This is a genomic window from Bordetella genomosp. 1 (assembly GCF_002261335.1).
Taxonomy (GTDB): Bacteria; Pseudomonadota; Gammaproteobacteria; order Burkholderiales; family Burkholderiaceae_B; genus Bordetella.
Genome location: NZ_NEVL01000004.1, coordinates 240,291 through 264,474, shown reverse-complemented (window position 1 = coordinate 264,474; position 24,184 = coordinate 240,291). Strand labels below are relative to the sequence as shown.

At 68.3% G+C, this 24,184-nt stretch carries 25 protein-coding genes; 12 read left to right on the top strand and 13 right to left on the bottom strand.

Annotated elements, in window-relative coordinates; genetic code table 11:
• Nucleotides 1-102 precede the first annotated feature (102 nt).
• Nucleotides 103-1,170 carry a helix-turn-helix transcriptional regulator gene (locus CEG14_RS18175; protein ID WP_255032159.1) on the top strand — a complete coding sequence of 356 codons (1,068 nt, stop codon included), beginning with the start codon at nt 103-105 and terminating at the stop codon, nt 1,168-1,170.
• A gap of 64 nt (nt 1,171-1,234) precedes the next feature.
• Here the strand turns inward: CEG14_RS18175 and CEG14_RS18170 are convergent, their stop codons facing one another.
• The 5 genes from CEG14_RS18170 to CEG14_RS18150 all read right to left on the bottom strand — a co-directional run bounded on the left by CEG14_RS18170 (nt 1,235) and on the right by CEG14_RS18150 (nt 6,238).
• Nucleotides 1,235-2,674 carry an NAD(P)(+) transhydrogenase (Re/Si-specific) subunit beta gene (locus tag CEG14_RS18170; protein WP_094827813.1) on the bottom strand — a complete coding sequence of 480 codons (1,440 nt, stop codon included), beginning with the start codon at nt 2,672-2,674 and terminating at the stop codon, nt 1,235-1,237.
• Nucleotides 2,671-2,988: an NAD(P) transhydrogenase subunit alpha gene (locus tag CEG14_RS18165; RefSeq protein ID WP_094827812.1), complete on the bottom strand. Its 318-nt coding sequence runs from the start codon at nt 2,986-2,988 to the stop codon at nt 2,671-2,673. Before CEG14_RS18165 ends, CEG14_RS18170 begins: the two co-directional genes overlap by 4 nt.
• Before the next feature lie 2 nt (nt 2,989-2,990).
• On the bottom strand, nt 2,991-4,109 hold the full coding sequence (locus CEG14_RS18160; RefSeq protein ID WP_094827811.1) for a Re/Si-specific NAD(P)(+) transhydrogenase subunit alpha: 1,119 nt from the start codon (nt 4,107-4,109) through the stop codon (nt 2,991-2,993).
• Nucleotides 4,110-4,309: 200 nt separating this feature from the next.
• The gene (locus CEG14_RS18155; protein WP_094827810.1) at nt 4,310-5,185 is read right to left on the bottom strand and encodes an N-formylglutamate amidohydrolase; all 876 of its coding nucleotides are present in this window, start codon (nt 5,183-5,185) and stop codon (nt 4,310-4,312) included.
• Between the two features lie 63 nt (nt 5,186-5,248).
• Nucleotides 5,249-6,238 (bottom strand): Bug family tripartite tricarboxylate transporter substrate binding protein, encoded by a 990-nt coding sequence (locus CEG14_RS18150; RefSeq protein WP_094827809.1) that lies wholly within the window; start codon nt 6,236-6,238, stop codon nt 5,249-5,251.
• A gap of 155 nt (nt 6,239-6,393) precedes the next feature.
• Between CEG14_RS18150 and gcvA the strand changes: the two genes are divergently transcribed.
• The 3 genes from gcvA (at nt 6,394) to CEG14_RS18135 (ending at nt 9,366) form a co-directional block, all read left to right on the top strand.
• Nucleotides 6,394-7,317 carry a transcriptional regulator GcvA gene (gene gcvA / locus CEG14_RS18145; protein ID WP_094827808.1) on the top strand — a complete coding sequence of 308 codons (924 nt, stop codon included), beginning with the start codon at nt 6,394-6,396 and terminating at the stop codon, nt 7,315-7,317.
• Nucleotides 7,318-7,324: 7 nt separating this feature from the next.
• A complete protein-coding gene (mnmA, locus tag CEG14_RS18140) occupies nt 7,325-8,440 on the top strand; it encodes a tRNA 2-thiouridine(34) synthase MnmA (protein WP_094827807.1) in 1,116 nt (371 codons plus the stop codon).
• Nucleotides 8,441-8,550: 110 nt separating this feature from the next.
• Entirely contained in the window at nt 8,551-9,366 is an 816-nt protein-coding gene (locus tag CEG14_RS18135) for a sulfite exporter TauE/SafE family protein (protein ID WP_094827806.1), read from the top strand.
• 155 nt (nt 9,367-9,521) lie between these two features.
• Here CEG14_RS18135 and CEG14_RS18130 read toward each other — a convergent pair whose 3' ends face one another.
• On the bottom strand, nt 9,522-10,133 hold the full coding sequence (locus CEG14_RS18130; protein ID WP_094827805.1) for a glutathione S-transferase: 612 nt from the start codon (nt 10,131-10,133) through the stop codon (nt 9,522-9,524).
• A 147-nt stretch (nt 10,134-10,280) separates the two neighbouring features.
• Here CEG14_RS18130 and purB point away from each other — a divergent pair, with 147 nt between their 5' ends.
• Both purB and CEG14_RS18120 read left to right on the top strand, forming a co-directional pair.
• A complete protein-coding gene (gene purB, locus CEG14_RS18125) occupies nt 10,281-11,657 on the top strand; it encodes an adenylosuccinate lyase (protein ID WP_094828271.1) in 1,377 nt (458 codons plus the stop codon).
• 69 nt (nt 11,658-11,726) lie between these two features.
• Nucleotides 11,727-12,182: a c-type cytochrome gene (locus tag CEG14_RS18120; protein WP_094827804.1), complete on the top strand. Its 456-nt coding sequence runs from the start codon at nt 11,727-11,729 to the stop codon at nt 12,180-12,182.
• A 74-nt stretch (nt 12,183-12,256) separates the two neighbouring features.
• Here the strand turns inward: CEG14_RS18120 and CEG14_RS18115 are convergent, their stop codons facing one another.
• Both CEG14_RS18115 and CEG14_RS18110 read right to left on the bottom strand, forming a co-directional pair.
• A complete protein-coding gene (locus CEG14_RS18115; protein WP_094827803.1) occupies nt 12,257-12,931 on the bottom strand; it encodes a cytochrome b/b6 domain-containing protein in 675 nt (224 codons plus the stop codon).
• A 136-nt stretch (nt 12,932-13,067) separates the two neighbouring features.
• Nucleotides 13,068-13,337: a hypothetical protein gene (locus CEG14_RS18110; protein ID WP_094827802.1), complete on the bottom strand. Its 270-nt coding sequence runs from the start codon at nt 13,335-13,337 to the stop codon at nt 13,068-13,070.
• A gap of 919 nt (nt 13,338-14,256) precedes the next feature.
• Here CEG14_RS18110 and CEG14_RS18105 point away from each other — a divergent pair.
• From CEG14_RS18105 to speG, 4 genes are all read left to right on the top strand, one after another.
• Nucleotides 14,257-14,931, top strand: a complete 675-nt coding sequence (locus tag CEG14_RS18105) for a DUF3053 family protein (RefSeq protein ID WP_179280632.1) — start codon at nt 14,257-14,259, stop codon at nt 14,929-14,931.
• Between the two features lie 69 nt (nt 14,932-15,000).
• Entirely contained in the window at nt 15,001-16,128 is a 1,128-nt protein-coding gene (locus tag CEG14_RS18100; protein WP_094827800.1) for an AI-2E family transporter, read from the top strand.
• 149 nt (nt 16,129-16,277) lie between these two features.
• Complete coding sequence (locus tag CEG14_RS18095; protein WP_094827799.1) at nt 16,278-16,922, top strand: nicotinamidase; 645 nt, start codon at nt 16,278-16,280, stop codon at nt 16,920-16,922.
• 109 nt (nt 16,923-17,031) lie between these two features.
• Nucleotides 17,032-17,625 carry a spermidine N1-acetyltransferase gene (gene speG / locus CEG14_RS18090; RefSeq protein WP_094827798.1) on the top strand — a complete coding sequence of 198 codons (594 nt, stop codon included), beginning with the start codon at nt 17,032-17,034 and terminating at the stop codon, nt 17,623-17,625.
• A gap of 9 nt (nt 17,626-17,634) precedes the next feature.
• On the opposite strand, the gene CEG14_RS18085 is transcribed toward speG, so the two are convergent.
• Complete coding sequence (locus CEG14_RS18085; protein WP_094827797.1) at nt 17,635-17,970, bottom strand: YnfA family protein; 336 nt, start codon at nt 17,968-17,970, stop codon at nt 17,635-17,637.
• An 81-nt stretch (nt 17,971-18,051) separates the two neighbouring features.
• On the opposite strand from CEG14_RS18085, the gene CEG14_RS18080 reads away from it, so the two are divergent.
• On the top strand, nt 18,052-18,432 hold the full coding sequence (locus CEG14_RS18080; protein WP_094827796.1) for a hypothetical protein: 381 nt from the start codon (nt 18,052-18,054) through the stop codon (nt 18,430-18,432).
• A gap of 13 nt (nt 18,433-18,445) precedes the next feature.
• Here the strand turns inward: CEG14_RS18080 and CEG14_RS18075 are convergent, their stop codons facing one another.
• Together CEG14_RS18075 and CEG14_RS18070 are read right to left on the bottom strand one after the other, a co-directional pair.
• The gene (locus CEG14_RS18075; RefSeq protein ID WP_094827795.1) at nt 18,446-19,882 is read right to left on the bottom strand and encodes a diguanylate cyclase; all 1,437 of its coding nucleotides are present in this window, start codon (nt 19,880-19,882) and stop codon (nt 18,446-18,448) included.
• Nucleotides 19,883-19,994: 112 nt separating this feature from the next.
• A complete protein-coding gene (locus CEG14_RS18070; protein ID WP_176461422.1) occupies nt 19,995-21,173 on the bottom strand; it encodes a GGDEF domain-containing protein in 1,179 nt (392 codons plus the stop codon).
• 819 nt (nt 21,174-21,992) lie between these two features.
• Here CEG14_RS18070 and CEG14_RS18065 point away from each other — a divergent pair.
• Nucleotides 21,993-22,589 (top strand): HD-GYP domain-containing protein, encoded by a 597-nt coding sequence (locus CEG14_RS18065; RefSeq protein ID WP_094828270.1) that lies wholly within the window; start codon nt 21,993-21,995, stop codon nt 22,587-22,589.
• 58 nt (nt 22,590-22,647) lie between these two features.
• On the opposite strand, the gene gvpU is transcribed toward CEG14_RS18065, so the two are convergent.
• Nucleotides 22,648-23,109 carry a gas vesicle accessory protein GvpU gene (gvpU, locus tag CEG14_RS26675; RefSeq protein ID WP_255032160.1) on the bottom strand — a complete coding sequence of 154 codons (462 nt, stop codon included), beginning with the start codon at nt 23,107-23,109 and terminating at the stop codon, nt 22,648-22,650.
• An 83-nt stretch (nt 23,110-23,192) separates the two neighbouring features.
• Nucleotides 23,193-24,158: a 2-hydroxyacid dehydrogenase gene (locus CEG14_RS18055; RefSeq protein WP_094827793.1), complete on the bottom strand. Its 966-nt coding sequence runs from the start codon at nt 24,156-24,158 to the stop codon at nt 23,193-23,195.
• Between the last annotated feature and the right edge of the window lie 26 nt (nt 24,159-24,184).

Below are 24,184 nucleotides of genomic sequence, written 5' to 3'. Positions count from 1 at the left end.
TTTTCAAGATTCTGTCAGTAATTGGACGGCCGTATCTTTGTGTGCTCACCAACCGCCTTTGCGGTGCACCCAAAGCGGGCACGCCTCAGACACTTTTCTCTCATGCCGATGTCTTTCCCGACCGCCGATTCCGGCCGGGCGCGCGCGCATGCCGCGCCCGTCGATGCCCCTGCCGTGGATCGCCAGATCCTGCAGACCGCCGCCGACCACTACCTGACCGCGCCGGGCGCCCACCGCCCGGTGTTCGAGGGGGTGTTCGAGGTGAGCCAGCTCGAGCCTGGCGTGGTGGCACACCGGATCGACGTGCGCGACGTGCAGGGCAGTTCGGTGCGGGCCACGCTCAAGCCGGCGCTGCGCATCGGCTTCACCATCGGCGGCTACGCCAACCTGGGCATCGGCTATCGCGCGCTGCCGACCGGCCCGGGCCGCGGCGCGCCGGTGACGGCATGGATGATGGCGCTCAACGAGCCGGCGATGTTCACGCGGCAGTCACGGCGCGGCGACGTGGAGCGCACGGTCGACCTGGCGTTCAGCCACACCTGGCTGGCCGATCATTTCGGCGACGACAGCGCGATGCTGGGTTTCGCGCGCAACCATCTGGCGCTGCAGACCTGGGCACCGTCGGCCCAGGCGCTGGCCAATGTCGAGCAGATGCTGCGTCCGCCCGCGCTCGACGCGGCGACGACCCGGCTGTATCTGCGTGCGCGTGCGCTGGACCTGCTGGTGGAGGCGGCGGTGCAGCTGGGCCAGGCGCAGACCGAGGGCGACCCGGCCCAGGCCGGGCTCGGCAAGCGCGACTGGCTGCGCATGCGCACGGTGCGCGACCTGCTGGAGAGCGGCGAGGCCGATCATCTGTCGCTCGGCGAGATCGCGCAGCGCGCCTGCGTCAGCATCAACACGCTGCAACGCCATTTCCGTGCGGCCTGGGGCTGCACGGTGTTCGAGTTCCTGCGTGAGGCGCGCCTGCAGCGCGCGCGGGTGGCGCTCGAGCGCGACGGGGTGAGCGTGGCCCAGGCGGCCTGGCTGGCCGGCTATGGCAGCGCGGCCAATTTCGCCACCGCCTTCCGGCGCCACTACGGCGTGTCGCCGGGACAGTTGCGCGCGCATCTGGGTGCGCCGCTCGGCGCGGGCCAGGCCGCCGGGCAGGGCGCCTGCCAGGGCGCCGGCTAGCGCGCTGCCCGAGGCGGCGCGGCCGGGGCGGGCGGATGCGCCCGGCCCGCGGCCGCGGGCCGGTTCATTCGACGGCCTTGACCATGTCCTCGAGCACCTTCTTGGCGTCGCCGAACACCATCATCGTGCCGTCCATGTAGAAGAGTTCGTTGTCCAGGCCGGCATAGCCGGCCGCCATCGAACGCTTGTTCACGATCACGTTGCGGGCGCGATAGGCCTCCAGAATGGGCATGCCGGCGATGGGCGAGTTGGGGTCGTTCTTGGCCGCCGGGTTGACCACGTCGTTGGCGCCCAGGATCAGCGCCACGTCGGTCTGCGAGAACTCGCCGTTGATTTCGTCCATCTCGAACACCTGGTCGTAGGGCACCTCGGCCTCGGCCAGCAGCACGTTCATGTGGCCCGGCATGCGGCCCGCCACCGGATGGATGGCGTACTTCACCGTCACGCCTTTTTCGCCCAGCTTGGCCGCCAGTTCCTTGAGCGCGTGCTGCGCGCGCGCCACCGCCAGCCCGTAGCCGGGCACGATGATCACGCTTTCGGCGTTGGCCAGCAGGAACGCGGCATCCTCGGGGCTGCCCGCCTTGACCGGCCGCTGCTGCGCCTCGCCCGCCGCGGCCGCCGTGCCCGGCGTCGCGCCGAACCCGCCCAGCAGCACGTTGAAGAACGAGCGGTTCATCGCCTTGCACATGATGTAGGAGAGGATGGCGCCCGACGAGCCCACCAGCGAGCCGGCGATGATGAGCATGGGATTGTTGAGCGAGAAACCGATCCCGGCGGCGGCCCAGCCCGAGTAGCTGTTGAGCATCGACACCACCACCGGCATGTCGGCGCCGCCGATCGGGATGATGATGAGCACCCCCAGCACGAAGGCGATCAGGGTCATCAGCACGAACGGCAGCCAGGCCTGGGTGGCCATGAACCAGAAGCCGCACGCCAGCATGGCCAGCGCCAGCGCCAGGTTGATCAGGTGCTGGCCGGGGTAGACCACGGGCGCGCCCTGGAACAGCCGGAACTTGTATTTGCCGGAGAGCTTGCCGAACGCGATGACCGAGCCGGAGAAGGTGATCGCGCCGACGAAGGTGCCGATGAAGAGCTCGAAGCGATTGCCGGTGGGGATGGGCGCGCCGCGCACGGCGATGCCGAAGGCGTGCGGCTCGGCCACCACGGCCACCGCGATGGCCACGGCGGCCAGGCCGATCATGCTGTGCATGAAGGCCACCAGCTCGGGCATCTTGGTCATTTCGACGCGACGTGCCATCAGCGTGCCGATGCTGCCGCCGATCAGCAGGCCCAGCACCACCCAGCCCAGGCCGATCGTGGCCGCGCCGCCGCCGGCCAGGCTGTGGATCAGCGCGCCGGTGGTCAGCACCGCGATGGTCATGCCGGCCATGCCGAAGGCATTGCCCAGCCGCGAGGTGTTGGGATGGGACAGTCCCTTCAAGGCCTGGATGAAGCAGACCGAGGCGATCAGGTAGAGCAGGGTGACGAGATTGAGCGAGATCATTTCGCACCCTCCCGCGCCGGCTTGCGGTCTTTCTTCTTGAACATCTCGAGCATGCGCCGCGTGACGAGGAAGCCGCCGAACACGTTGACCGCCGCGAGCGCCACGGCCAGCACGCCCATCGCGCGCGCCAGCCCGCCTTCGGTGAGCGCGGCCGCCAGCATGGCGCCCACGATGATGATGGCCGAGATCGCGTTGGTGACCGCCATCAGCGGCGTGTGCAGCGCGGGGGTGACGTTCCAGACCACGTGGTAGCCGACATAGACCGCCAGCACGAAGATGATCAGGTTGACGAGGGTGGGGTTGATGGCTTCCATGATCAGGTCCTCCGCAAGACCTGGCCGCCTTCGACCACCAGGCAGGCCGCTACGATTTCGTCGTCGCGCCTGATGGCGAGCGTGCCTTCGGCGTCGACGATGAGCTTGATGAAGTCGAGCAGGTTGCGCGCATAGAGCGCCGAGGCGTCGGTGGCGAGCAGGCCCGGCAGGTTGGTCAGGCCGATCAGCGTCACGCCATGGACCTGCACGATCTCGCCCTTGACCGACAGCGGGCAGTTGCCGCCGCGCTCGACCGCCAGGTCGACGATCACCGAGCCCGGCTTCATGGCCGCGACCGTTTCCGCGCTGACCAGCGTGGGCGCGGGCCGGCCGGGGATCAGCGCGGTGGTGATCACGATGTCGGCCTCGCGGCAGCGCTCGGCCACGCGCTGGGCCTGGCGCGCCATCCAGGCCGGGGGCATCGGGCGCGCATAGCCGCCCGTGCCCTGGGCGATCTCGCGTTCCTCGTCGGTCTCGAAGGGCACGTCGATGAACTTGCCGCCGAGCGATTCGATCTGCTCGCGCGCGGCGGGCCGCACGTCGGAGGCTTCGACCACCGCGCCCAGGCGCCGCGCCGTGGCGATGGCCTGCAGCCCCGCCACGCCGGCGCCCAGCACCACGACGCGCGCGGCCTTGAGCGTGCCGGCGGCCGTCATCATCATCGGGAACAGGCGGCCATAGTGGTTGGCGGCCAGCAGCACCGCCTTGTAGCCGGCCAGGTTGGCCTGCGACGACAGCACGTCGAGGCTCTGCGCCCGCGTGATGCGCGGCGCGGCCTCGAGCGCGAAGCCGGTGATGCCGGCGGCGGCGAGACGCTCGAGCTGCGCGGCGTCGAACGGATCGAGCATGCCGGCCAGCACCGCGCCGGCGCGCATGTGCACGAGCTCGGCGACATCGGGTGCGCGTACCTTCAGCACCAGGGCCTGGCCGAATGCCGTGGCGGCATCGGCGAGCGTGGCGCCGGCCGCCTCATAGGCACTGTCCGGATAATGCGCGGCCAGGCCTGCGCCGCGCTCGACGATTACTGCGTGACCGCTGGCGACGTACTTCTTGACCGTCTCCGGCGTTGCTGCGACACGGGTTTCCCCGTCTCGGGTTTCTTTTGGTATCCCGATCTGCATCGACGCTCCTCCTCGCAAGGCTGTGCGTAGTTATACACGAGGGGGAGCGTGCGGCGGCCCCGGCTTTGTGGGCAGTGCAATATCGCGGGGCCTGCGCCGCCGCGCGCGGCGCGCATAAAAAACGCCCCTTGAGCCAGGCTCAAGGGGCGATAGGGGCGATGCGCGGTCCGCCGCACCGCACGCACACAGAACGTCCGGCGTCAGGCCGTCTGCGCGCGCGTCCAGTCGATCAGCGCGATGGTCAGTTCGCGCAGATCATTTTTCAGACGGTCGTAGTTGTCGCTGGGACGCAGCGACACTTCGTCCATGTAGAGCTTGCGGTTGATCTCGATCTGCAGGCTGTTGCGGCCATCGGCCGGACGGCCGAACGCGCGCACCAGTTCCACGCCCTTGTAGGGATCGTTCACGGTGACGTTGTAGCCGCGTTCGCGCAGCCAGGCCGCCACGAATTCGCGGAACGACGGGTCGCTGGTGGCGCCATCGCGATCGCCCAGCACGAAATCGGGGTGCACGAGGCCCGGCTTGTCGGTCGCATAGGCGCCGGCCACGCTGGGCATCGAGTGGCAGTTGATGTGCCAGACCTTGCCGAAGCGGGCGTGGGCCCGGTCGATCAGGGTGGCCAGCTGGGCGTGATACGGCTTCCAGCAGGCATCGATGCGATGGCGGATCTCGGCCACGCTCAGCTTGCGGTCGTACAGCGGCGTGCCGTCGTCGAGCATGCGCCAGATCAGGCCCTTGCCCAGGCGCACCTTGGGCGACTCGGCGATGGCGTCGGGCCAGGCTTCGTCGAGCAGCAGCTGGTCGATCTCGTCGGCGCCGCGGTTGGCGTCGATGTAGGCGCGCGGAAAGCTGGCGCCCAGCAGCGGCACGCCCAGGTCCACGGCATCGCCCCACAGGTCATCCACCCACGTGTCCTCGGCGGTGCGCAGCGCGCCGAAACCGACCGCGGGCGCAAAATCCGGCGGGTACGTCGTGCCGCTGTGCGGCGAGTCCAGCACCAGGGGCGCGCAGACGGGCGTATCCGGATAGTTGGGCGGCGAGTCGAGTCGATAGGACAGAGGCTTGATGATAGGCATGACGAGGTGGGTGCTACGGAAAAGGGGGAAGGCCCGCCGCCCGACGGCGGCGGGCCCGATCGCTCAGTCGATCTTCACATTGGCTTCTTTGGCGATGCGCTTGTTCTTCGCGATCTCGGCAGCGATCTGCTGCGAGAACTCGGCAGGCGTATTCGCCACGGGCGCGGCGCCCAGGCCCTCGAGGCGCGACTTCACGTCGGCTTCGGCGCTGGCCTTGACGACGGCAGCGTGCAGCTTTTCGAGGATCGGGGCCGGCAGCTTGGCCGGGGCCACCAGGCCGAACCACGACGAGTCGTTCACCGGCGCCAGGCCGGCTTCGGCGAAGGTCGGCACGTTCGGCAGGGCGGCGACGCGCTGGGGCGCGGCGACGGCCAGCGCGATCAGGGCGCCGTTCTGGATGTGCGGCAGCGAGGAGGGCAGGTTGTCGTACAGCACGTCGACCTGGCCGGCCAGCGTGTCGTTCAGGGCCGGGCCCACGCCACGGTAGGGCACGTGCATCAGGTCGGTGCCCGAGGCCATCTTGAACATCTCGCCCATCATGTGCGAGACCGAGCCGTTGCCGGCCGAGGCGTAGGTCAGCTTGCCCGGCTCTTTCTTGGCCAGCGCGATGAAGTCGGCCATGGTCTTGGCCGGCACCTTCGGGTTGACGGTCATGACGTTGGGCACGGCGGCCAGGTTCGAGATCGGCGTGAAATCCTTCTCGGCGTCGAACGGCAGGTTGTGATAGATGGCCGGGTTGATGCCGTGCGTGCTGACGGTGGCGATGCCCAGCACGTAGCCGTCCGGGGCGCTCGAGGCCACGAAGGCGCTGCCGATCGAACCGCCGGCGCCGCCGCGGTTTTCCACCACCACGGTCTGGCCCAGTTCCTTGCCGAGCTTGTCGGCGAACAGACGGCCGACGATGTCGGTGGTGCCGCCGGGCGGGAAGGGCACGATCAGGCGGACGGGTTTGTTGGGATAGCTGTCTTGTGCTTGGGCGACGCCGGCGGCAAACGGCGAGGCGAGAACGGCAGCGGTCAGGGACAGGCCCAGAATGACATTGCGGCGTTGCATGAGTGAGTTTCCCCTGTAGGAAATGGAATACGGATGCGTGAGCAAACCGGTCGATTCTGGAAGGGCGGCCGCATTTGCACAAACGAAAGATTCTCCGTAAGCTATTCCTTTTACTCATGCCAGATGTGTAAACAAATCTGGCCGTATTGCGAAGTATGCGCCGTTTCTGTCCATCGCTGACCGATCTGCAGGCCTTCGAAGTGGCTGCCAGACATAGCAGTTTTACCCGCGCGGCCCAGGAGCTCTGCGTGACGCAGGGCGCCGTCAGCAAACAAGTGAAACATTTGGAAGAGTTCGTCGGGGTCGAGCTATTCCTGCGGATCAGGCAAGGCCTCGTCCTCACCGAGGCTGGCCGCAGCTACCTGAAGAAGGTGCAGGCCGGGCTGTCGCAGATCGAGGCCGCCACGGTCGAACTGATCGCGCACCAGGGCCGCGGCGGCACGCTGCATCTCACGGCCATGCCCACCTTCGGCGCGCGCTGGCTGATTCCGCGGCTCACGGCCTTCAACCGGCTGCGGCCCGACATCCATGTGGAATTCCTGCCGCACCGCCAGGGCTATGATTTCTCCACGCCCGAGCTCGACGCGGCCGTGCGTTTCGGCGAAGGCATCTGGCCAGGCAGCGGCGCCGACTACATCGTGGGCCGCGAGATCCTGCCGGTCTGCAGCCCGCGGCTGGTCGGCAGCGGCTGTGCCGAGGCCGCGGATCTGCTGCGCTATCCGCTGCTGCACCACACCTCGGCGCTGGAAGGCTGGTTCGAGTGGTTCGAGCAGGCCGGCTGCGACACGCGCCGCAGCCTCGAGGGCGCGCGCTTCGACCAGTATTCGCTGCTGTCGCAGGCGGCCGCCGCTGGCTTCGGCATCGCGCTGATCCCGCGCTGCCTGATCGAAGACGAGCTGCGCGACGGCAAGCTGGTGGTGCCGATCCAGCTGCCGATCCGGGCCCGCCAGGGCTATTACCTCTGTTATCCGGAGCAGAAGGCCAACCTGCCCACCCTGCAGGCCTTCCGCGCCTGGCTGATGGAAGTCTCGCGCGCGGCCGAGCCCGTGCCCGAGGCCGCCGCGGCCGCACTAAAATAGCGTCATCATGCTGCATACCTCCACCAAGAAAGGCCGTGTCGTGGTCGGGATGTCGGGCGGGGTCGATTCGTCGGTCACGGCCTGGCTCCTCAAGCAACAGGGCTATGAGGTCGTCGGCCTGTTCATGAAGAACTGGGAAGACGACGACGACTCCGAATACTGTTCCACCCGCCAGGATCTGCTCGATGCGGCCAGCGTCGCCGACTTGGTCGGCGTGGAGTTCGAGTACGTCAATTTCGCCGCCGAATACAAGGATCGCGTGTTCGCGGATTTCCTGCGCGAGTACTCCGCGGGTCGCACGCCCAATCCCGACGTGCTGTGCAACGCCGAGATCAAGTTCAAGGCCTTTCTCGACCACGCCATGGCGCTGGGCGCCGAGCACATCGCCACCGGGCACTACGCGCGCGTGCGCGCGGTCGAGGGCCCCGGCGGCACCGAGCATCAGCTGCTCAAGGCGCTCGACGCCTCCAAGGACCAGAGCTACTTCCTGCATCGCCTGAACCAGGCGCAGCTGTCGCGCACGCTGTTTCCGCTGGGCGAGCTGCACAAGACCGAGGTGCGCCGCATCGCGCACGAGATCGGCCTGCACAACGCGGCCAAGAAGGATTCCACCGGCATCTGCTTCATCGGCGAGCGTCCTTTCCGCGAGTTCCTCAACCGCTATCTGCCGACCGCGCCGGGGCCCATCCTCACGCCGGAAGGCAAGCGCGTGGGCACGCATCATGGCCTCTCGTTCTACACGCTGGGGCAGCGCAAGGGCCTGGGCATCGGCGGCGTGAAGGGCCGCCAGCGCGACGACGGCACGGCCGACGCCTGGTACTCGGCGCGCAAAGACCTCGAAAACAACACGCTTTACGTGGTTCAGGGCCACGACCATCCGTGGCTGCTGTCCGACGCCCTGACGGCGCAGGACGTGAGCTGGGTGGCGGGCCGTGCGCCCGAGGCGCGCGGCTATGGCGCCAAGACGCGCTATCGTCAGGCCGACGCGGCCTGCACGCTGGCGGGCGCCGAGGGCGACGGTTTCTCGCTGCAGTTCGCGCAGCCGCAATGGGCTGTCACACCCGGACAGTCCGCGGTGCTTTACGATGGCGAGGTTTGTCTGGGCGGCGGCATCATCGTCTAGACGCAGCAGGATCAGCGGCGCCGGACCTCGGGGGAGGGCGCGCTGCGACGGGGCCCGCCAGTCATGGCAGGCCCCGATTTTTCATAAGACCTAAATCGAGGGAGAGTGTGGTGGACGTAACGTTGGTGGTGTGCCTGTTGGCGCTGGGCGCCGTGGTGGGTTTCGCGGCGGGGCTGCTGGGCATCGGGGGAGGCATGCTGCTGGTGCCGTTTCTCACGATGCTCTTCACCTGGCAGGGCATGCCGCCCGAACTGGTGGTGCACGTGGCGATCGCCACCTCCATGACCTCGATCCTCTTCACCTCCGTGTCCAGCGTGCGTGCGCACCAGAAGAAGGGCACGATCAACTGGAAGATCGTCGGCGCGATGGCGCCCGGCATCATCGTGGGCGGCCTGATCTCGGGCGGTGCGGTGTTCGCCGCGCTCAACACCGGCTGGCTGTCGCTGGTGTTCGCGCTGTTCGTGGGCTACTCCGGCTGGAGCATGCTGCGCAACAAGAAGCCCAAGCCCACGCGCCAGATGCCCGGCATCGTCGGCACCTCGGCGGCCGGCGCCGGCATCGGCTTCATGTCGGGCCTGGTGGGCGCGGGCGGCGGCTTCCTGTCGGTGCCGTTCATGGTCTGGTGCAACGTGGCGCTGCACAGCGCCGTCTCGACCTCGGCCGCGCTGGGCTTTCCGATCGCGCTGGCCAACAGCGTGGGCTACATCATCTCCGGCCTGAACGAGGTCGCGAGCCGCCCCGGCATGCTGGGCTTCATCTACTGGCCGGCGCTGCTGGCGCTGATCTGCACCAGCGTGCTGACCGCGCCGATGGGCGCGCGCATGGCGCACCGCCTGCCGGTGGCCACGCTCAAGCGCGTGTTCGCCTGCCTGCTGTTCGGGCTGTCCGCCTACATGCTGTTCAAGGCCTGGCAGGCCTTCGCCTGAGCGTGGCGGGCCCGGCCCACGCGCCCCGCCACGGCCCCGCGCGGGCACCGTGGCGGGGCGTTTTTCATGGGGCCGCGGCGCGGCCAGAAAAAAGCCCCGGCGCGCCTTTTGGGCGGTCCGGGGCATTGTCGCGCCAGCGTCTGGCGCGGCGCCGGTCAGGCGGCGGGCGGCACCGTGTCGATGAACGACTGGCGGGCGCTGAGCTTGTCGAACAGGCGGGTCAGGTTGGGCTGGGCGTCGCGCCATTGCAGGTCGGCAAAGCGCAGGTCGAGGTAGCCCAGGGCGCAGCCCACGGCGATGTCGGCCAGCGTGTAGTTCACGCCCATGCAATGGACGTTGTCGCCCAGGCTGTTGTCCATGGCGTCGAGGCTGGCGCGGATCTTGCCGTACTGGCGTTCGATCCAGGCGGCGCTGCGCTCGCTTTCGGGGCGCTTGCGCTCCTGCACGATGGTGACGCCGGCGTCGAGCACGCCGTCGGCGATGGCTTCCCAGCACTTCACCGCGGCGCGGTCGCGGCCCGATTGCGGGATCAGGCGAGCCACCGGCGAAAGCGTGTCGAGGTATTCGACGATGACGCGCGAATCGAACAGCGCGCCGCCGTCTTCCATCACCAGGCAGGGAATCTTGCCCAGCGGATTGAACTGCTGGATCTGCGTTTCGGGCGACCAGACATTTTCGAGCTCAAGCTGGTAATCCAGCTTTTTCTCCGCCATGACGACGCGAACTTTGCGCACGTAGGGACTGGTCAGCGAGCCGATGAGTTTCATTTTTGTGAGGCGTAGTCGAAAGCGGCCGCAGTATAGCGCAGGAGCGGCCCCGCTGCGGCGGGGCGCCGGGTGCCACCGGGCCACATTGTTACAGAAGGGCGGATGATAAAATCGGAGCCCGCTTCCAACCGCTATTTTTCCAACATCATGCAGATTGCTGACCAGCTTACCCAACTCAATGCCCTTTCGCCACTGGACGGGCGCTATGCGTCGCGCGGCGACGCGCTGCGGGGGCTGCTGTCCGAAGCAGGCTTCATGGCTCACCGAGTCGAGGTCGAAGTGGCCTGGCTGGTGGCGCTGTCGGATGCCGGCCTGCCCGAGCTGCCGGCCTTCTCGCCGGCCGCGCGCGAGCGCCTGGCGCAGTTGGTGCGCGACTTCTCCGAAAAGGATGCCGAGCGCATCAAGGACATCGAACGCGTCACCAACCACGACGTGAAGGCCGTCGAGTACTGGCTCAAGGAGCGCGTGGCCGATGACGCCGAGCTGGCCCGCGCCGCCGAGTTCATCCACTTCGCCTGCACCTCCGAAGACATCAACAACACCTCGCACGCGCTGATGCTGACGCGTGCGCGCGATCAGGTCGTGGTGCCGCGCCTGAACGACATGGTGGCCAAGCTCACCGCGCTGGCCACGGCCAATGCCGAGCAGCCCATGCTGTCGCGCACCCACGGCCAGCCGGCCAGCCCGACCACGCTGGGCAAGGAATTCGCCAACGTCGCCGCGCGCCTGGCGCGCGCCGTCGCCGCCATCGAGGCGGTCGAGCCGCTGGCCAAGCTCAATGGCGCGGTGGGCAACTACAACGCGCACCTGTCGGCCTATCCCGAAATCGACTGGCCCGAGTTCAGCCGCAAGGTGCTGGCCGGCCTGGGCCTCACGCAGAACCGCCACACGATCCAGATCGAGCCGCACGACTGGATGTCGGCGATGTTCGACGCCGTGGCGCGCGCCAACGTGATCGTGCTCGATCTCGACCGCGACATCTGGGGCTACATCGCCCTGGGCTACTTCAAGCAGCGCCTGAAGGAAGGCGAGGTCGGCTCCTCGACCATGCCGCACAAGGTCAACCCGATCGACTTCGAAAACTCCGAAGGCAACCTGGGCCTGGCCAACGCCGTGCTGCGCCATCTCTCCGAGAAGCTGCCGGTGTCGCGCTGGCAGCGCGACCTGACCGACTCCACCGTGCTGCGCAACCTGGGCGTGGGCCTGGGCTACTGCCTGGTGGCGTGGGATTCGTGCATGCGCGGCCTGGGCAAGCTCGAGGTCAACGCGGCCGCCATCGACGCCGACATCGACGCGGCCTGGGAAGTGCTGGCCGAGCCCGTGCAGACCGTGATGCGCCGCTACGGCCTGCCGCAGCCCTATGAGCAGCTCAAGGCGCTGACGCGCGGCAAGGGCATCACCGAAGAGGCCCTGCGCGAGTTCATCACCGGCCTGGCGCTGCCCGAAGACGCCAAGGCGCGCCTGCTCGCCATGACGCCGCGCAACTACATCGGACTGGCCGCCAAGCTCGCCCTGACGGTATAGTGAGGCCCACGCTGGCCGGCCCGCGGGGGCCCGCCAGCGTGACCGACTGCCGTTCCAGGAGAGAGCCTCATGAAGAAGTTGTCCGCGATTGCCGCGCTCGTCTGTACGTCGCTGGCGCCGCTGATGGTTGCGCCGGCCCATGCCCAGTTTGCCAAGGCCGAAGACGCCGTCAAATACCGCGAATCCGCATTCAAGCTGATCGCTTCGCACTTCGGCCGCATGCAGCCGGTGGTGCGTGGCCAGGCCCCGTACGACGCCGCCCAGATCAAGGCGAACGTCGCGGTGCTCAAGACGCTGGCCGCCCTGCCGTGGGCCGCGTTCGGCCCGGGCACGGAAGGCGGCGACGCCAAGCCCGAGATCTGGAGCAACGCCGACGACTTCAAGGCTAAGCAACAGCGCCTGATCGACAACGTCGACAAGCTGTCGGTGGCCGCCGATTCGGGGGATCTCGACAAGGTCCGCGCCGCCTTCGGCGACGTGGGCGCGAGCTGTAAGGCCTGTCACGACGCCTACCGCAAGAAGTAAGCGGCGCGTCGCATGGCACAACGCCCCGGCTGCAGCGATGCAGCCGGGGCGTTGTCTTTGGGCGTCGCCCGGTATCAGTAGGCGGGCACGACCTCGAGCGTGCGCAGCCACAGCACCAGTCCGGTGATGCCCCCCGCCAGCAGCAGGGCGGTCACGCGCACGCCCCAGCCATCGCGGGCCGCAGGCGCATCGCCCGGCAACTCGTGCACCGGCGCATCGCCGTTGATCATGGCCCGCACCAGGCGCTTGCGCCGCACCACCGCATACCACGCGACGGCCAGCAGGTGCAGCGCGAGCAGACCGTAGATGATCCATTCGTTCTGCTTGTGCAGGCGCGTGAGCAGGCTGGCGGTGTCTTCGCTCGCGTAGCCGTAGAGCGGCCCCTGGATCATGATGTCATCGGTGGTGAACAGGCCGCTCGTGGCCTGGAAACCCAGCACCAGCAGCATGGCGACCACCGAGAGCGCGCCCAGCGGATTGTGGCCTGCGTAGCGCTTGCCGCGCAGATACTGCATGAGGGCGCCCGGGCCGCGCACGAACTGCGCGAAGCGCGCGTAGCGCGGGCCGATGATGCCCCAGATCAGGCGGAACAGGATCAGGCCAAAGGTGGCCAGCCCGAACCGCACGTGCCAGTCCATATAGAGGCCCCCCAGCTTCACGGTCACCAGGGCGCCGATCACACAGGCGGCGAGCGCCCAGTGAAAGAGGCGGGTGGGCAGATCCCAGATGCGAACGACGGAGGCGGACATGGCGTGACGGGGGAGGCGGAGGATCGCCGCACTTTATCACGCAGGCATGCCGGTCTGGATGGGGGCTGAGCGAGGCGGATCAGGCGGCCGGCACCGAGGGTGACGGGCCCGGACACGCCTCGCGGCCGCCGGGGTTTCAGGCGCCGACGCGCACCGATTCGATGTGATGCACGTGCTCGTGGCGAAAGCGGATGCGCTCGGCCTTGGCATTGCGACCGGCACGCACCAGTTCGGTGGTGTAGGTCGTGGTGCCGTTGTACGGCGCGTTGTAGATCACTTCCGCACGGATGGCGGGGCCATCGGCGAGCTTGAGCAACACCACGTCGCCCACGTTGATGGGCTTGCCGTCGAGGTTCGATTCATCGGTACGGCGGATCAGGTTGTTCAGGTTGAACTGCGTATTCATAAGGATTTCCTTGTTCAAGTTCTAGTTGTGGAAACCGTGCCTGGCGGTCCACGCAGCACGGCGGGCGCCGTGGCGGGACCGGACGAGCCGGTGGTTGGCCGCCGCAACGCGTCGGGGGAGTCGAAGCGTTGACGGGCCAGTCCGCGCAGGGTGACGGGACTGTCGGCCGGTGATCCGACGCGAGCCTGGCGGCTGGCGCGTGCGGATCGGGCCCGACGGGGCGGGTTGGACCTGTCGGGCGAGAGTGCGTCGTGGCCGGAAGGGGCCGCGTCCGCGGGATTGGGAGCAGGGCGCGCAACGTGCGCGCCTTGGACGTCGTCGCTCTGCCAGGCATCGGCCGGGCGGGGCGAACGGGCAGGCATGCCTGCGGATCGGATGGCGCGGTGGCCGCTTGCCGGCGTCGTGATGCCTGGGGCAAGCAGGAGCCGCGCGGCTCGCTGCCGGCATGCTCCGAGAGACATGCCGCAGATGAAGCCGGAGCGCCTACGAGAGGGCGGCAGACAGGCTTCTTGCGAGGCTTGCCGGGTCGGGCTTCGGGTTATGCGCCGGAAAACTTGGCTTGGCGGGGATGGCGTGGCAGCTCGGGCTCATGCCGGGTAGCCTCAGCGGGCTAGTTCCGCGCCGGGTCTTGCCTGCCGGGTCTTGCCCAATACGCTGGCTTTTCTCGTAATTTTTAAGCCAAGATTGCCATCTTAACGGTAAGGCTTTGTTTTGTCAAGACTTTTGTCGGGGGCGTGTCACAGGGCGCTTCCGAGGCAATAAAGTATTTGCGCGGGCACGCCGGCCGCGACGCTGCGGTAATCTCGATGCAGCCCCTATTTCTTGACGATCTATGCCCATGGGTTTCGCCGGTTCCCGAACGATCTTCGAATGCACGTCTGCGATGCGTTGGCGCGCGCCGTGGCGCCTGGCGGCGTGCGTGCTCGCCGCCCTGGCGCTGGCCGGATGCGTCGACCGCGAGCCGCAACAGCGGGCGGCCTTCATCCACTGGCTCGATGGCCGGGTCGCGCCGATGCAGGGGGCGGTGGCGCCGCCGATGCCGGACGACACGCGCGAGGCGATCGGCGGCTATGCCAGGCACTACGCCGTGATCGAGGCGTTCCAGACCGAGATGACGCAGGCGCTGCGCGTGAGCGGCGAAGCCACGCAACTGCTGAGCGTGCATACGGTGGAAGACCTGCTGGCGCGGCGCGACCGCCTGTTGGCGTTGCGCGCCGAGCTGCACCGCGTGCAGGCCAGCGTGCCCAAGGCGCTGGTCGACGCGCGGCGTGCGAGGGCCGACCTGATCCAGGCGCCCGGCCTCAAGACGGCCTACGACGCCGCCTTCGCGGCCGCGGTGGAACGGCCGGCGCAGGCCCTGCCTCCGCTCTGGCCGCTCATCGAGCCCACGCTCGCCAGCGCGTTGCAGGCCGCCGACTTCATCGCCCTGCGGCAGGGCGAGATCGCTTCCGAGGGCCCGCTCACCCAGGTGCGAGACCCGTCGGTGCGCGACGCCCTGAACGCCCGCCTGGTCGAGCTGAACCTGCATTCGGAGGCGCTGGGCCAGGCGCGTACGCGCTGGTGCGCGTTGGCGCCGGCCGAGTGCACCCCCTGATCGCCGCAATCCCGGCCCCCCGCTTGGCTACAATGGCGCGACCGCGGTTCGCCGCTCCCGGATCCAGACATGAACCAACCCACCTTGCTGCACAGCCGGATCTTCCTGGCGTTGTTGATCGCGGTCACCGCCGCGTTTGCCTGGATCCTGTGGCCGTTCTATGGCGCCGTGTTCTGGGGCACCATCCTCGCCATCATCTTCGCGCCGGTGCACCGGCGCCTGCTCGCGCGCATGCCGACGCGCCGCAACCTGGCCGCGTTCCTGACCCTGCTGATGGTGTTGCTGCTGGTGATCATCCCGCTGATCGCCATCACCGGCTCGCTGGTGCAGGAAGGCGCGAACCTCTATCAGCGCATGAAGTCGGGCAGCCTCAACTTCGGCACCTACTTCCAGCAGGCCATGGACGCCATGCCGGCCTCCGTGCATGACATGCTCGCGCGCTTCGACCTCGCCGACCTCGGCAGCATCCAAGAGAAGCTGTCGGCCGGGGCGATGCAGGCCAGCCAGTTCGTGGCGCAGCAATTGGTGAACATCGGCCAGGACACCTTTCAGTTCCTGATCGGCTTCGGCGTGATGCTCTATCTGCTGTTCTTCCTGCTGCGCGACGGCGCGCACCTGTCGCGCCGCCTGCGCAGCGCGGTGCCGCTCGAAACCCACCAGAAGCAGCACCTGTTCCGCAAGTTCACCACCGTGATCCGCGCCACCGTCAAAGGCAACATCGCCGTGGCGGCGGTGCAGGGCGCGCTGGGCGGCGTGATCTTCTGGGTGCTCGGCATCCAGGGCGCCCTGCTGTGGGCCGTCATCATGGCGTTCCTCTCGCTCTTGCCGGCGGTGGGCGCTGGCCTGATCTGGGCGCCGGTGGCGATCTATTTCCTGCTGACCGGCGCGGTCTGGCAGGGCGTGGTGCTGATCGCGTTCGGCGTGCTGGTGATCGGCATGGTCGACAACGTGCTGCGCCCGATCCTGGTGGGCAAGGACACCAAGCTGCCCGACTACGTGGTGCTGATCTCCACGCTGGGCGGGATGGCGCTGTTCGGCCTGAACGGCTTCGTGATCGGCCCGCTGGTGGCCGCGCTGTTCGTTGCGTGCTGGGATCTGTTCGCTCCGCCGCAGGAAGACCGCAGCGGCGATCCGGTGGTCGAACACACGGCAGCGGCGCAGCGCCGCGCCGAGGCGCTGCCGCCGCCGCGCGACTGAGCCGGCGCGGCGCGCGCACGGGTTGGCGGGCCGCCTCGAGCGGCCCGCGTCGCGTCGACTTGCCGATGCGACGCGGGCGCGGGACAATGCCCAGGTCGGGCGCCGCTTGACCGGGTCACCGCCAGGCGCGCCGCACGTTCGAGGTTGCCATGCTGTTGCCCCCCGCCCATCGCGTCGCGTCGTTCGACGTCGATGCCCAGAAAGGCTTTTCCCCGCTGTGTCCCGATGAGCTGCCGGTGCCCGGCGGCCATGAGATCGTGCCGGAGCTCAACGCCCAGGCGGCGCATGCGTCGCTGCGGCTCGGCTCCAAGGATGCCCACAGTCCGCAGGCCGTCTGGCGCGCCACCCCCGAGCAGCCCATGTTCAGCCCCGTGGCGGGCGCCAACGTCGACATCCGCTGGGCCATGCACTGCGTGCCGGGCACGCCGGGCTTCGAGCTGCTCGACGGGCTGCCCGCGCCGATCGACTACGACTACTTCGTCTGGAAGGGCGTGGAGCCGGACCTGCATCCGTACGGCGCCTGCTATCACGACCTCGCCAGCACGCGCTCCACGGGCGTGATCGAGGTGCTGCGCGCGCGCGGCATCGACACCGTGCTGGTGGGCGGGCTCGCGCTCGACTACTGCGTGAAGAACACGGCGCTGCAGCTGCGCGCCGCCGGCTTCGAGGTGGTCCTCAACCTGGCGGCCTGCCGCGCCATTGCGCCCGACACCGCGCAGGCGGCGCTCGCCGAGTTCGGCGCGGCCGGCATCCGTACCGTCGTCTGCGCCGCGCAGCTGCAGTCCGCGCCCTGATTTTCCGGCGCCGCGTCCGGCCAGCCCCCGCGCCGGCGCGGCGCGCAACGTGCCGACAGGCCCGCCGGGCGGCGGGCGGCACCCGCGGGGGCACAACCAGGAGACCGGCATGTCCGGCAAGAAAATCATCGATCCCCAGCACGAGATCCAGCTGCGCCCGCTCGAGCGCAGCGACCTGCATTTCGTGCATGCGCTCAACAACAACGACGCCATCATGCGGTATTGGTTCGAGGAGCCCTACGAGGCCTACGACGAACTGATGGCGCTCTATGACCGCCACCTGCAGGACCAGACGGAGCGGCGCTTCATCGTGGAGCGCGTCAACGGCCAGATGGTGGGGCTGGTCGAGCTGGTGGAGATCAACCACATCCATCGCCGCGCCGAGTTCCAGATCATCATCGCGCCCAACTTCCAGGGCCAGGGCTACGCCAAGATCGCAACGCGCATCGCGGTGGGCTATGCCTTCCGCGTGCTCAACCTGCACAAGGTCTATCTGGTGGTCGACAAGGACAACCAGGCCGCCGTGCACATCTACCGCGGCTGCGGCTTCTCGGTCGAAGGGGAGTTGCGCGAGGAGTTCTTCTCCAACGGGCGCTATCGCGACGCCTACCGCATGGGCCTGCTGCAGGCCGAACACCTGCGCGCCCACGGCAAGGTGCCCGACCACGCCTCGGTGCTGCGCGACTGGGCGCCGCCCGCCTGAACGGCGAACTCAGGCGCGCGCCGGCTGCAGGCCGATCACCGCCATGCCGGCGAGGGCCAGCAGCGCGCCGGCCACGTCCCAGCGCGTGAGCGCGACGCCGTCGACCACGCGCAGCCAGATCAGCGCGATCACGATGTACATGCCGCCGTAGGCGGCATAGGTGCGGCCCGCGGCGCTCGGATGCAGCGTCAGCAGCCAGGCGAACAGCGCCAGCGACAGCGCCGCGGGCAGCAGCAGCCAGGCCGAGCGGTGCTGTGTCAGCACCAGCCAGGGCAGGTAGCAGCCGACGATCTCGAACAGGGCGGTGACGGCGAACAGGGAAACGAGTTTGGCTGCGGCCAGCATGGGATCGGATTTCCGGGAATGATCGGTGACGGAAGCTTGGTATATAGTGCCGGTACGCGTTGCTGCCCTCAGGAGAAAGCCATGTTCAACCCCAAGATGCTTGCCGGTTTGCTGGTCTTTGCGGCGATGGCCGCGCCGGTCCAGGCCGCGCCGGCCACGACGTTTCTCAACAACTCCATTATCAGCAAAATTCCGAAGCAGGACCGGGCGTCCTTCCGGACGGCGGTCGGCCAGGCGCTGAACGACTCGGCCGATGGCCAGACCACCACCTGGACCAGCACCAGCAACAAGCGCCGTGCCCCGGTCGAGGTGGCCCTCACGCCGAAGCAGACCACCCAGACGCAGAAGGCCGATCGCTGTCGTTTGCTCGACGCGCGCTTTGCGCAGAGCGGCGGCAAGGAAGACTGGTCGTTCTGGTTCTGCCGCCAGGCCGACGGCAGCTGGAAGGCCAGCAGCCACTGAGCCCCGCCCGCGCTCAGGCCGGGTCGTTGAGCGCGCGGCTCCAGGACGAGTCGTCGTGGTCCGATGGCGTATGGCGCTCGTCGGCCAGGATGCTGCGGTTGCGGCCTTCGTCCTTGGCGGCGTAGAGCGCGCGGTCGGCGCGCTTGAGCAGGCGCTGGTAGTCGGGATGGCCGTCGTGGGCGGCCACGCCCACGCTCAGCGTGATGCGCACGTGCGCGCCATCGGGCAACACCATGGCCTTGTCCTCGACCCGACGCCGCAGCGCCTCGGCCACGTTGAACGCCTGGCTCGCGCCCGCGTCCACCAGCACCACCAGAAACTCCTCTCCGCCCAGGCGGAACGTATAGTCGCCGCCGCGGCTGTATGAGGAGATCAGCGAGGCGGTCTGCTGCAGCACCAGGTCGCCCGCGTCGTGGCCGTGTTCGTCGTTGATCGACTTGAAGTGGTCGACGTCGGCCACCAGCACCGCCAGCGGCGCGCCGGTCTTGCGCGCATAGGCCACCTCCTTGCTCATCACCACGTGCAGGTACTTGCGGTTGAGCAGGTGGGTGAGGGTGTCGCGGCCCGACTCCAGGTTGCTCGCCTGCTCGAACAGCTCGTCGATCAGGAACGCGATCGCCTTGGTCGTGTCGCGCACCGCATGCAGCAGCTCGATGCGCTGGCCGGCGGGCTCGGGCGTGGCGCCGGCCTGCTCGAGCCGGGCGTCGATGGTCTCGATGTGGATGCGCGCGTCGCGCGCTTCGGGCGAGCCGTCGAACGCATGCGCGGCCTTGTGTGTGAACCACAGGCCGAACTCCGACTTGCCGAGCCGCGGCAGCTCGCGCCATTGCTGGCCCACCGACAGGCCGAACATCAGCTGGTTCTCCCAATCGAGCAGGGCGGCGCGCTGGCGCTCCTTCTCGGCGCCGACGTTCTGCGACAGGGCGAGCAGCCGGTAGCCTTCCTCCGCGCGTGCATTGCGGTCATGCGAAACGGCGTAGGCATGGCACATCATCTCGATGGCGATCAGCGTCACGTCGTTGATGTACTTCGACGTCTGGATCAGCACGTCGACCGCCACGTCGCGGCTTTCGGCCAGCAGCTCGTGCATGCGCCGGATCAGGGCGCGGGCGCCGCGCATCACCAGGTGCACCGGGATCTCGATGCGCGCATGCACCTCGCCGACGCGCCGCTGGAACGCCACCGCCTCGTCGAACTGGCCCGACGGCGCCGCGGCGAAGACGGCGCGCAGCCAGTCCTGCATCGAGCTGTGCAGCTTGTTGCGCACCAGCTGGTCCGACAGAAAGAAGGCCGCATTCGGATCGGTCAGCATGCGGCTGTAGAAGTAATCGGCCAGCACGGTGGTATTGGCGTCGATGAGGGTCTTGGCCAGCAGCACTTCGGTTTCGGCGTACGGGGAACAGGTGTCTTTCCAGCGCTGGGCTAGGAGTTCGTTGGAGAGCTTGGGCACGGATTCTGATCGATCAAACGGAAACGGGCCCGGCCGTCGCGCGGGCGACGGGGCGGGCAAGGCGGTGTATCGGGGGCGCGGCCCGGGCGGCCGCCGGGAGGGCGGTCGCGGGTCAGGTCATGCCGAATTCGGTGGTGGCGTCGCCGTGTTGCTGGACGACGCGATTGCGGCCATCGCGCTTGGCCTGGTAGAGCAGCACGTCGGTGCGGCGCATCCAGCTCGAGACGGTGTCGCCCGGCGCGAGCATGGACAGGCCGGTGCTGGCGGTGATCACGTGATCGGGATCCATCTCCGCCAGCTTGACCTGGCGCAACTGTTCGGAGAGCAGCTGCGCCAGTTCGTTCGCCTCGTCGAGGCTGCGCTGCACCAGGACCGCGAACTCCTCGCCGCCGACGCGGCCGAACAGGCCGTCGGCGCCTACCGTATCACGGATGATGCTGCCAAAGACGCGCAACACATGATCGCCGACGGCGTGGCCGTAACGATCATTGATGGACTTGAAATGGTCGATGTCGATGAGCAGCAGCGCGTGCTCCTCGTTGCCGGCCTTGCCGATCATGGCGGTGGCGCGCTCGTCGAGCGCGCGGCGGTTCCACAGACCGGTCAGGCCATCGAGGTCACGGTCGTCGCGCAGCCGCGCGATCATGTCGGCCAGGCTCGCCGCCAGCAGCGCCAGCGCGAGGATCAGGCCGGTGAGCACCAGGCTGAGCTGCAGCACCAGCCAGAACGCGGCGCTGCCCAGCACCTGCGGCACGAAAGGCAGCGGCAGGGCCAGGGTCAGCAGCGTGCGCGGGAAGAAACTCAGGCCGAACAGCGCGAAGACCCAGAAGATGGCGCGGTCCAGCGGGGTGGCGCGGGTGGCGCGGCGGATGCGCCAGGCGGCCCCGCACAGCACCACGCCGATGCCGAAGTTGAGGATGTAGGTGCGCGCATTCAGGTGCGGCCGGCCGTAATAGAAATAGGCCACGGCGGCGAAGATCAGCACGCAGACCAGCGCCAGCGTGAGCTCGGCGCGCATGCCGTAGCGGCGCATGATGCCGGCCGTCATGCACGCGATGCTGGCCAGGTAGACGCCCGCCGAGAGCACCGTGTTCAGCCCCGGATCGTCGGGCCAGTTCAGGATCTGCATCACCGCGCCGGTGGCGTAGAGCAGGAAGGCGAGCGCCAGCAACGGCAGATACGACCGGCGGTCGAAGAAGCGCCAGATACAGAGAAACGCACCCGACAGCACCAGGGCAATCGCAGGACTGCCCAAGGTCAGGACTTGAGTGGCGCTCAGGGTGAGAGTCACGGCGGGATTCGGCGTCAGCGCGGCAGATCGGGCTGGAGCAGCGGCAAGCCGGCTGTCCAGGCCTTGCGGCATGCGGGGCGCATGCCGGTGGTCCGAAGCGCGGTTCGCTCAGCGGGCCGCGGGTGCGGCGCGGCAGCCGATGCGCGGCGCGGGGCCCGCGGCTCGGGCGGTTGCGCACGCAATCGTGGTGATCGATGGGAACAGCAAGTGGCGATTCATCATGACTCCCGGAAGTAGCGATGTGCAAACCTGACCGGCGTGTGGCCAGGTTCCGTGCCTCGGTCTTGCAGGTGCCGGGAAGGTGTCTTCGCCGGCGCGCATCCCCAAAATGCGCCGGCATTTCGCGAGCGCATGAATATTCGCAGTAGCTCGAGGGATTATTCCGGACCGCGAAATCGGGTTTCCCGGCGCGGTTCGGCGTTCCCGTGGCATTCGTTTTATTTTTTGTTACAGCGAGGCCTGGAATACGCCCGGATGTTGTGTAACAAGGGGTGATGCAGGCCCGTATCGTAACGCAGTCTCTTCCCGGAATGGAAGCGAATTTCGTAAAAAAGGCCGTAAAAATGCGCTTATTTGCGGCTCTCGCGTTGTTACGAATTACCGTCTCGACACGGCAGGAAATATTGCGGCAGAGAGGGAAATATTGGGCATTAATGAGAAAATGAGCGCAGCAATACGCCTTCGATTGCATTCATTGTTGCATCGGTTTCGGGTTTTCGATTTTGTGTTTTGCATATTCTGCCGCACGCCGTTTGCGGGTCCGGACGATATGCCGGGATAATGCTGGCCGTTTATTTCCGCAGTATCGAATTCCGCCTCATGCCCCCTTCCTGCCCGCCGCCCTGCGCCGTCGAAACCGCCTTGCTGGCGGCCATGCGTGCGCGTGACCCGGCCTGCGGCGAGCACTGCGACCGGGTGACGCGGCTGGCGCTGGCGCTGGGCCGGCGCAGCGGCATGTCGGCGCGCGAGCTGGTGCCGCTGGCGAGCGCGGCGCGCCTGCACGACCTGGGCAAGATCGGCATCCCCGATATCATCCTGCACAAGCCGGGCCGGCTCGACGCCGCCGAATGGGAGGTCATGCGCGAGCATCCGGTGATCGGGGAGCGCCTGGTGCGCGAGGCCCGGCCGCGCCACGCGACCGAGGTGGCGGCCCTGGTGCGCTGGCATCACGAGCACTTCGACGGCAGCGGTTATCCCGATGGGCTGCGCGGACACGAGATCCCGCTGGCGGCGCGCATCCTGACCGTCTGCGATGTGTATGACGCGCTCGGCGAGACCAGGGTGTACCGGCCCGCGCTTGAGCATGACCGGATTCTCGCCATCATGGCGGACGAGGCGGGCACGCTCACCGACCCGCTGCTGTTCCAGCGGCTCGACCAGGCGGTGCGCCAGGACGGCGCACTGGCCTCGTCCTGACGTGACGAGGCCCCGGTCGCCACGAAGCGGCCGGGGCCTCGGAATGGCCAGGCAGCGCTCAGACGTTGCTGCCGTTCGCGTCGGTCCATTGCAGGTTGCCCAGCACGAAGCCGTCGACTTCCGACAGGCGGCCGCGCCACAGCACCGGCTGTTGCGAGATCGGGCGGCCTTCGGTGGTGAAGAACTGCGCGTCGCTCAGGTGGATGTAGTTGGGCAGCGGGGTGGCCGGTTGCTCCTGGCGGAACACGTCGCCGAAACCGGCGAGCGCGGCGCGCACGGCATCGCGCGAACCGGCCGCCTCGTCCGTCAGGGCTTCGGCAAAGCCCTGGGCAAAGCGATCGAAGTAGTCGGCGCCGGAGATGATGTAGCCGCCCACCAGCATGCCGTCGATCTGCAGGGTCACGCCCACGCCGCGCAGCGGGGTGCCGCTGTTGACGAGGTTGACCAGAAATTGCAGAAACGCGTCCGCTTCGGGTGCGGACTGGGGCAGTTGCGGCGTGCCGGGATCGAGGTCGCTCATGGAAATCCTGAAGGGCTGAGGGAAAGTGAGCGCCACGATACCGCAAGCTGGCGTGCCAGCCTATGACTATCGTGGCGCCCGCCTCAGACCACCCGCGTGTGGACCTCGCGCTGTGCAAACCAGCCGTCGAGGTTGGCCAGCATCAGGTCGGCCATCGCGCGGCGCGTCTCGTGGGTGCCGCTGGCGATGTGCGGCAGCAGCACCACGTTGTCCATGTCGTTGAGCGCGGCGGGCGTCTTGGGCTCGTGCTCGAACACGTCCAGACCGGCGCCGGCGATGCGGCCTTCCTGCAGCGCGCGCACGAGCGCCGCCTCGTCCACCACGGTGCCGCGCGCGATGTTGATCAGCCAGCCCTGGGGCCCGAGGGCGTCCAGCACGGCGTCGTCGACCAGGTGGCGCGTGTCGGCGCCGCCCGGCACGGCCAGCACCAGGACGTCGCATTGTTCGGCCAGGCTGCGCAGGTCGGCGCAATAGCGGTAGTGCGCCGGCACGTCGCTGCGCTTGCTGCGGTTGTAGTAGGAGATTTCCATGTCGAAGGCTTCGGCGCGGCGCGCGATCTGGCGGCCGATGTTGCCCAGGCCGGCGATGCCGCAGCGCTTGCCGGTCAGGCGCGTGGCCAGGTCGAAGCTCTCGTTGGGCCAGCGGCCCGCACGCACGAAGCGGTCGGCGGCGGCGATGCGTCGCGTCGCCGCCAGCATCAGCGCGAGCGCCGTGTCGGCGACGCAGGCGTCCAGCACGCCAGGGGTGTTGGTGACGAGCACGCCGCGCTCGCGCGCGGCGGCGATGTCGATGCTGTCGTAGCCCACGCCGAAGCTGAAGATGCCTTCGAGCGCGGGCAGCGCCTCGATCAGGTCGCGCCGGGCGCCGAAGCGGCCGCTGGTGGCGATGCCGCGGATGCGCGGACCGTGCTCGCGCAACAAAGCGGCCTGATCCTGGGCTTCCCACAGGCGGTGCACGCGGTAGCGCGTCTCCAGCGTGGCGATCAGGTCGGGCAGCAGGGGGCCGACCATCAGGATTTCGGGTTGGGTGGCGCGCGAGGAATCGGTCATGGCAGGTGCAGCGTGAGTGTGTTGCG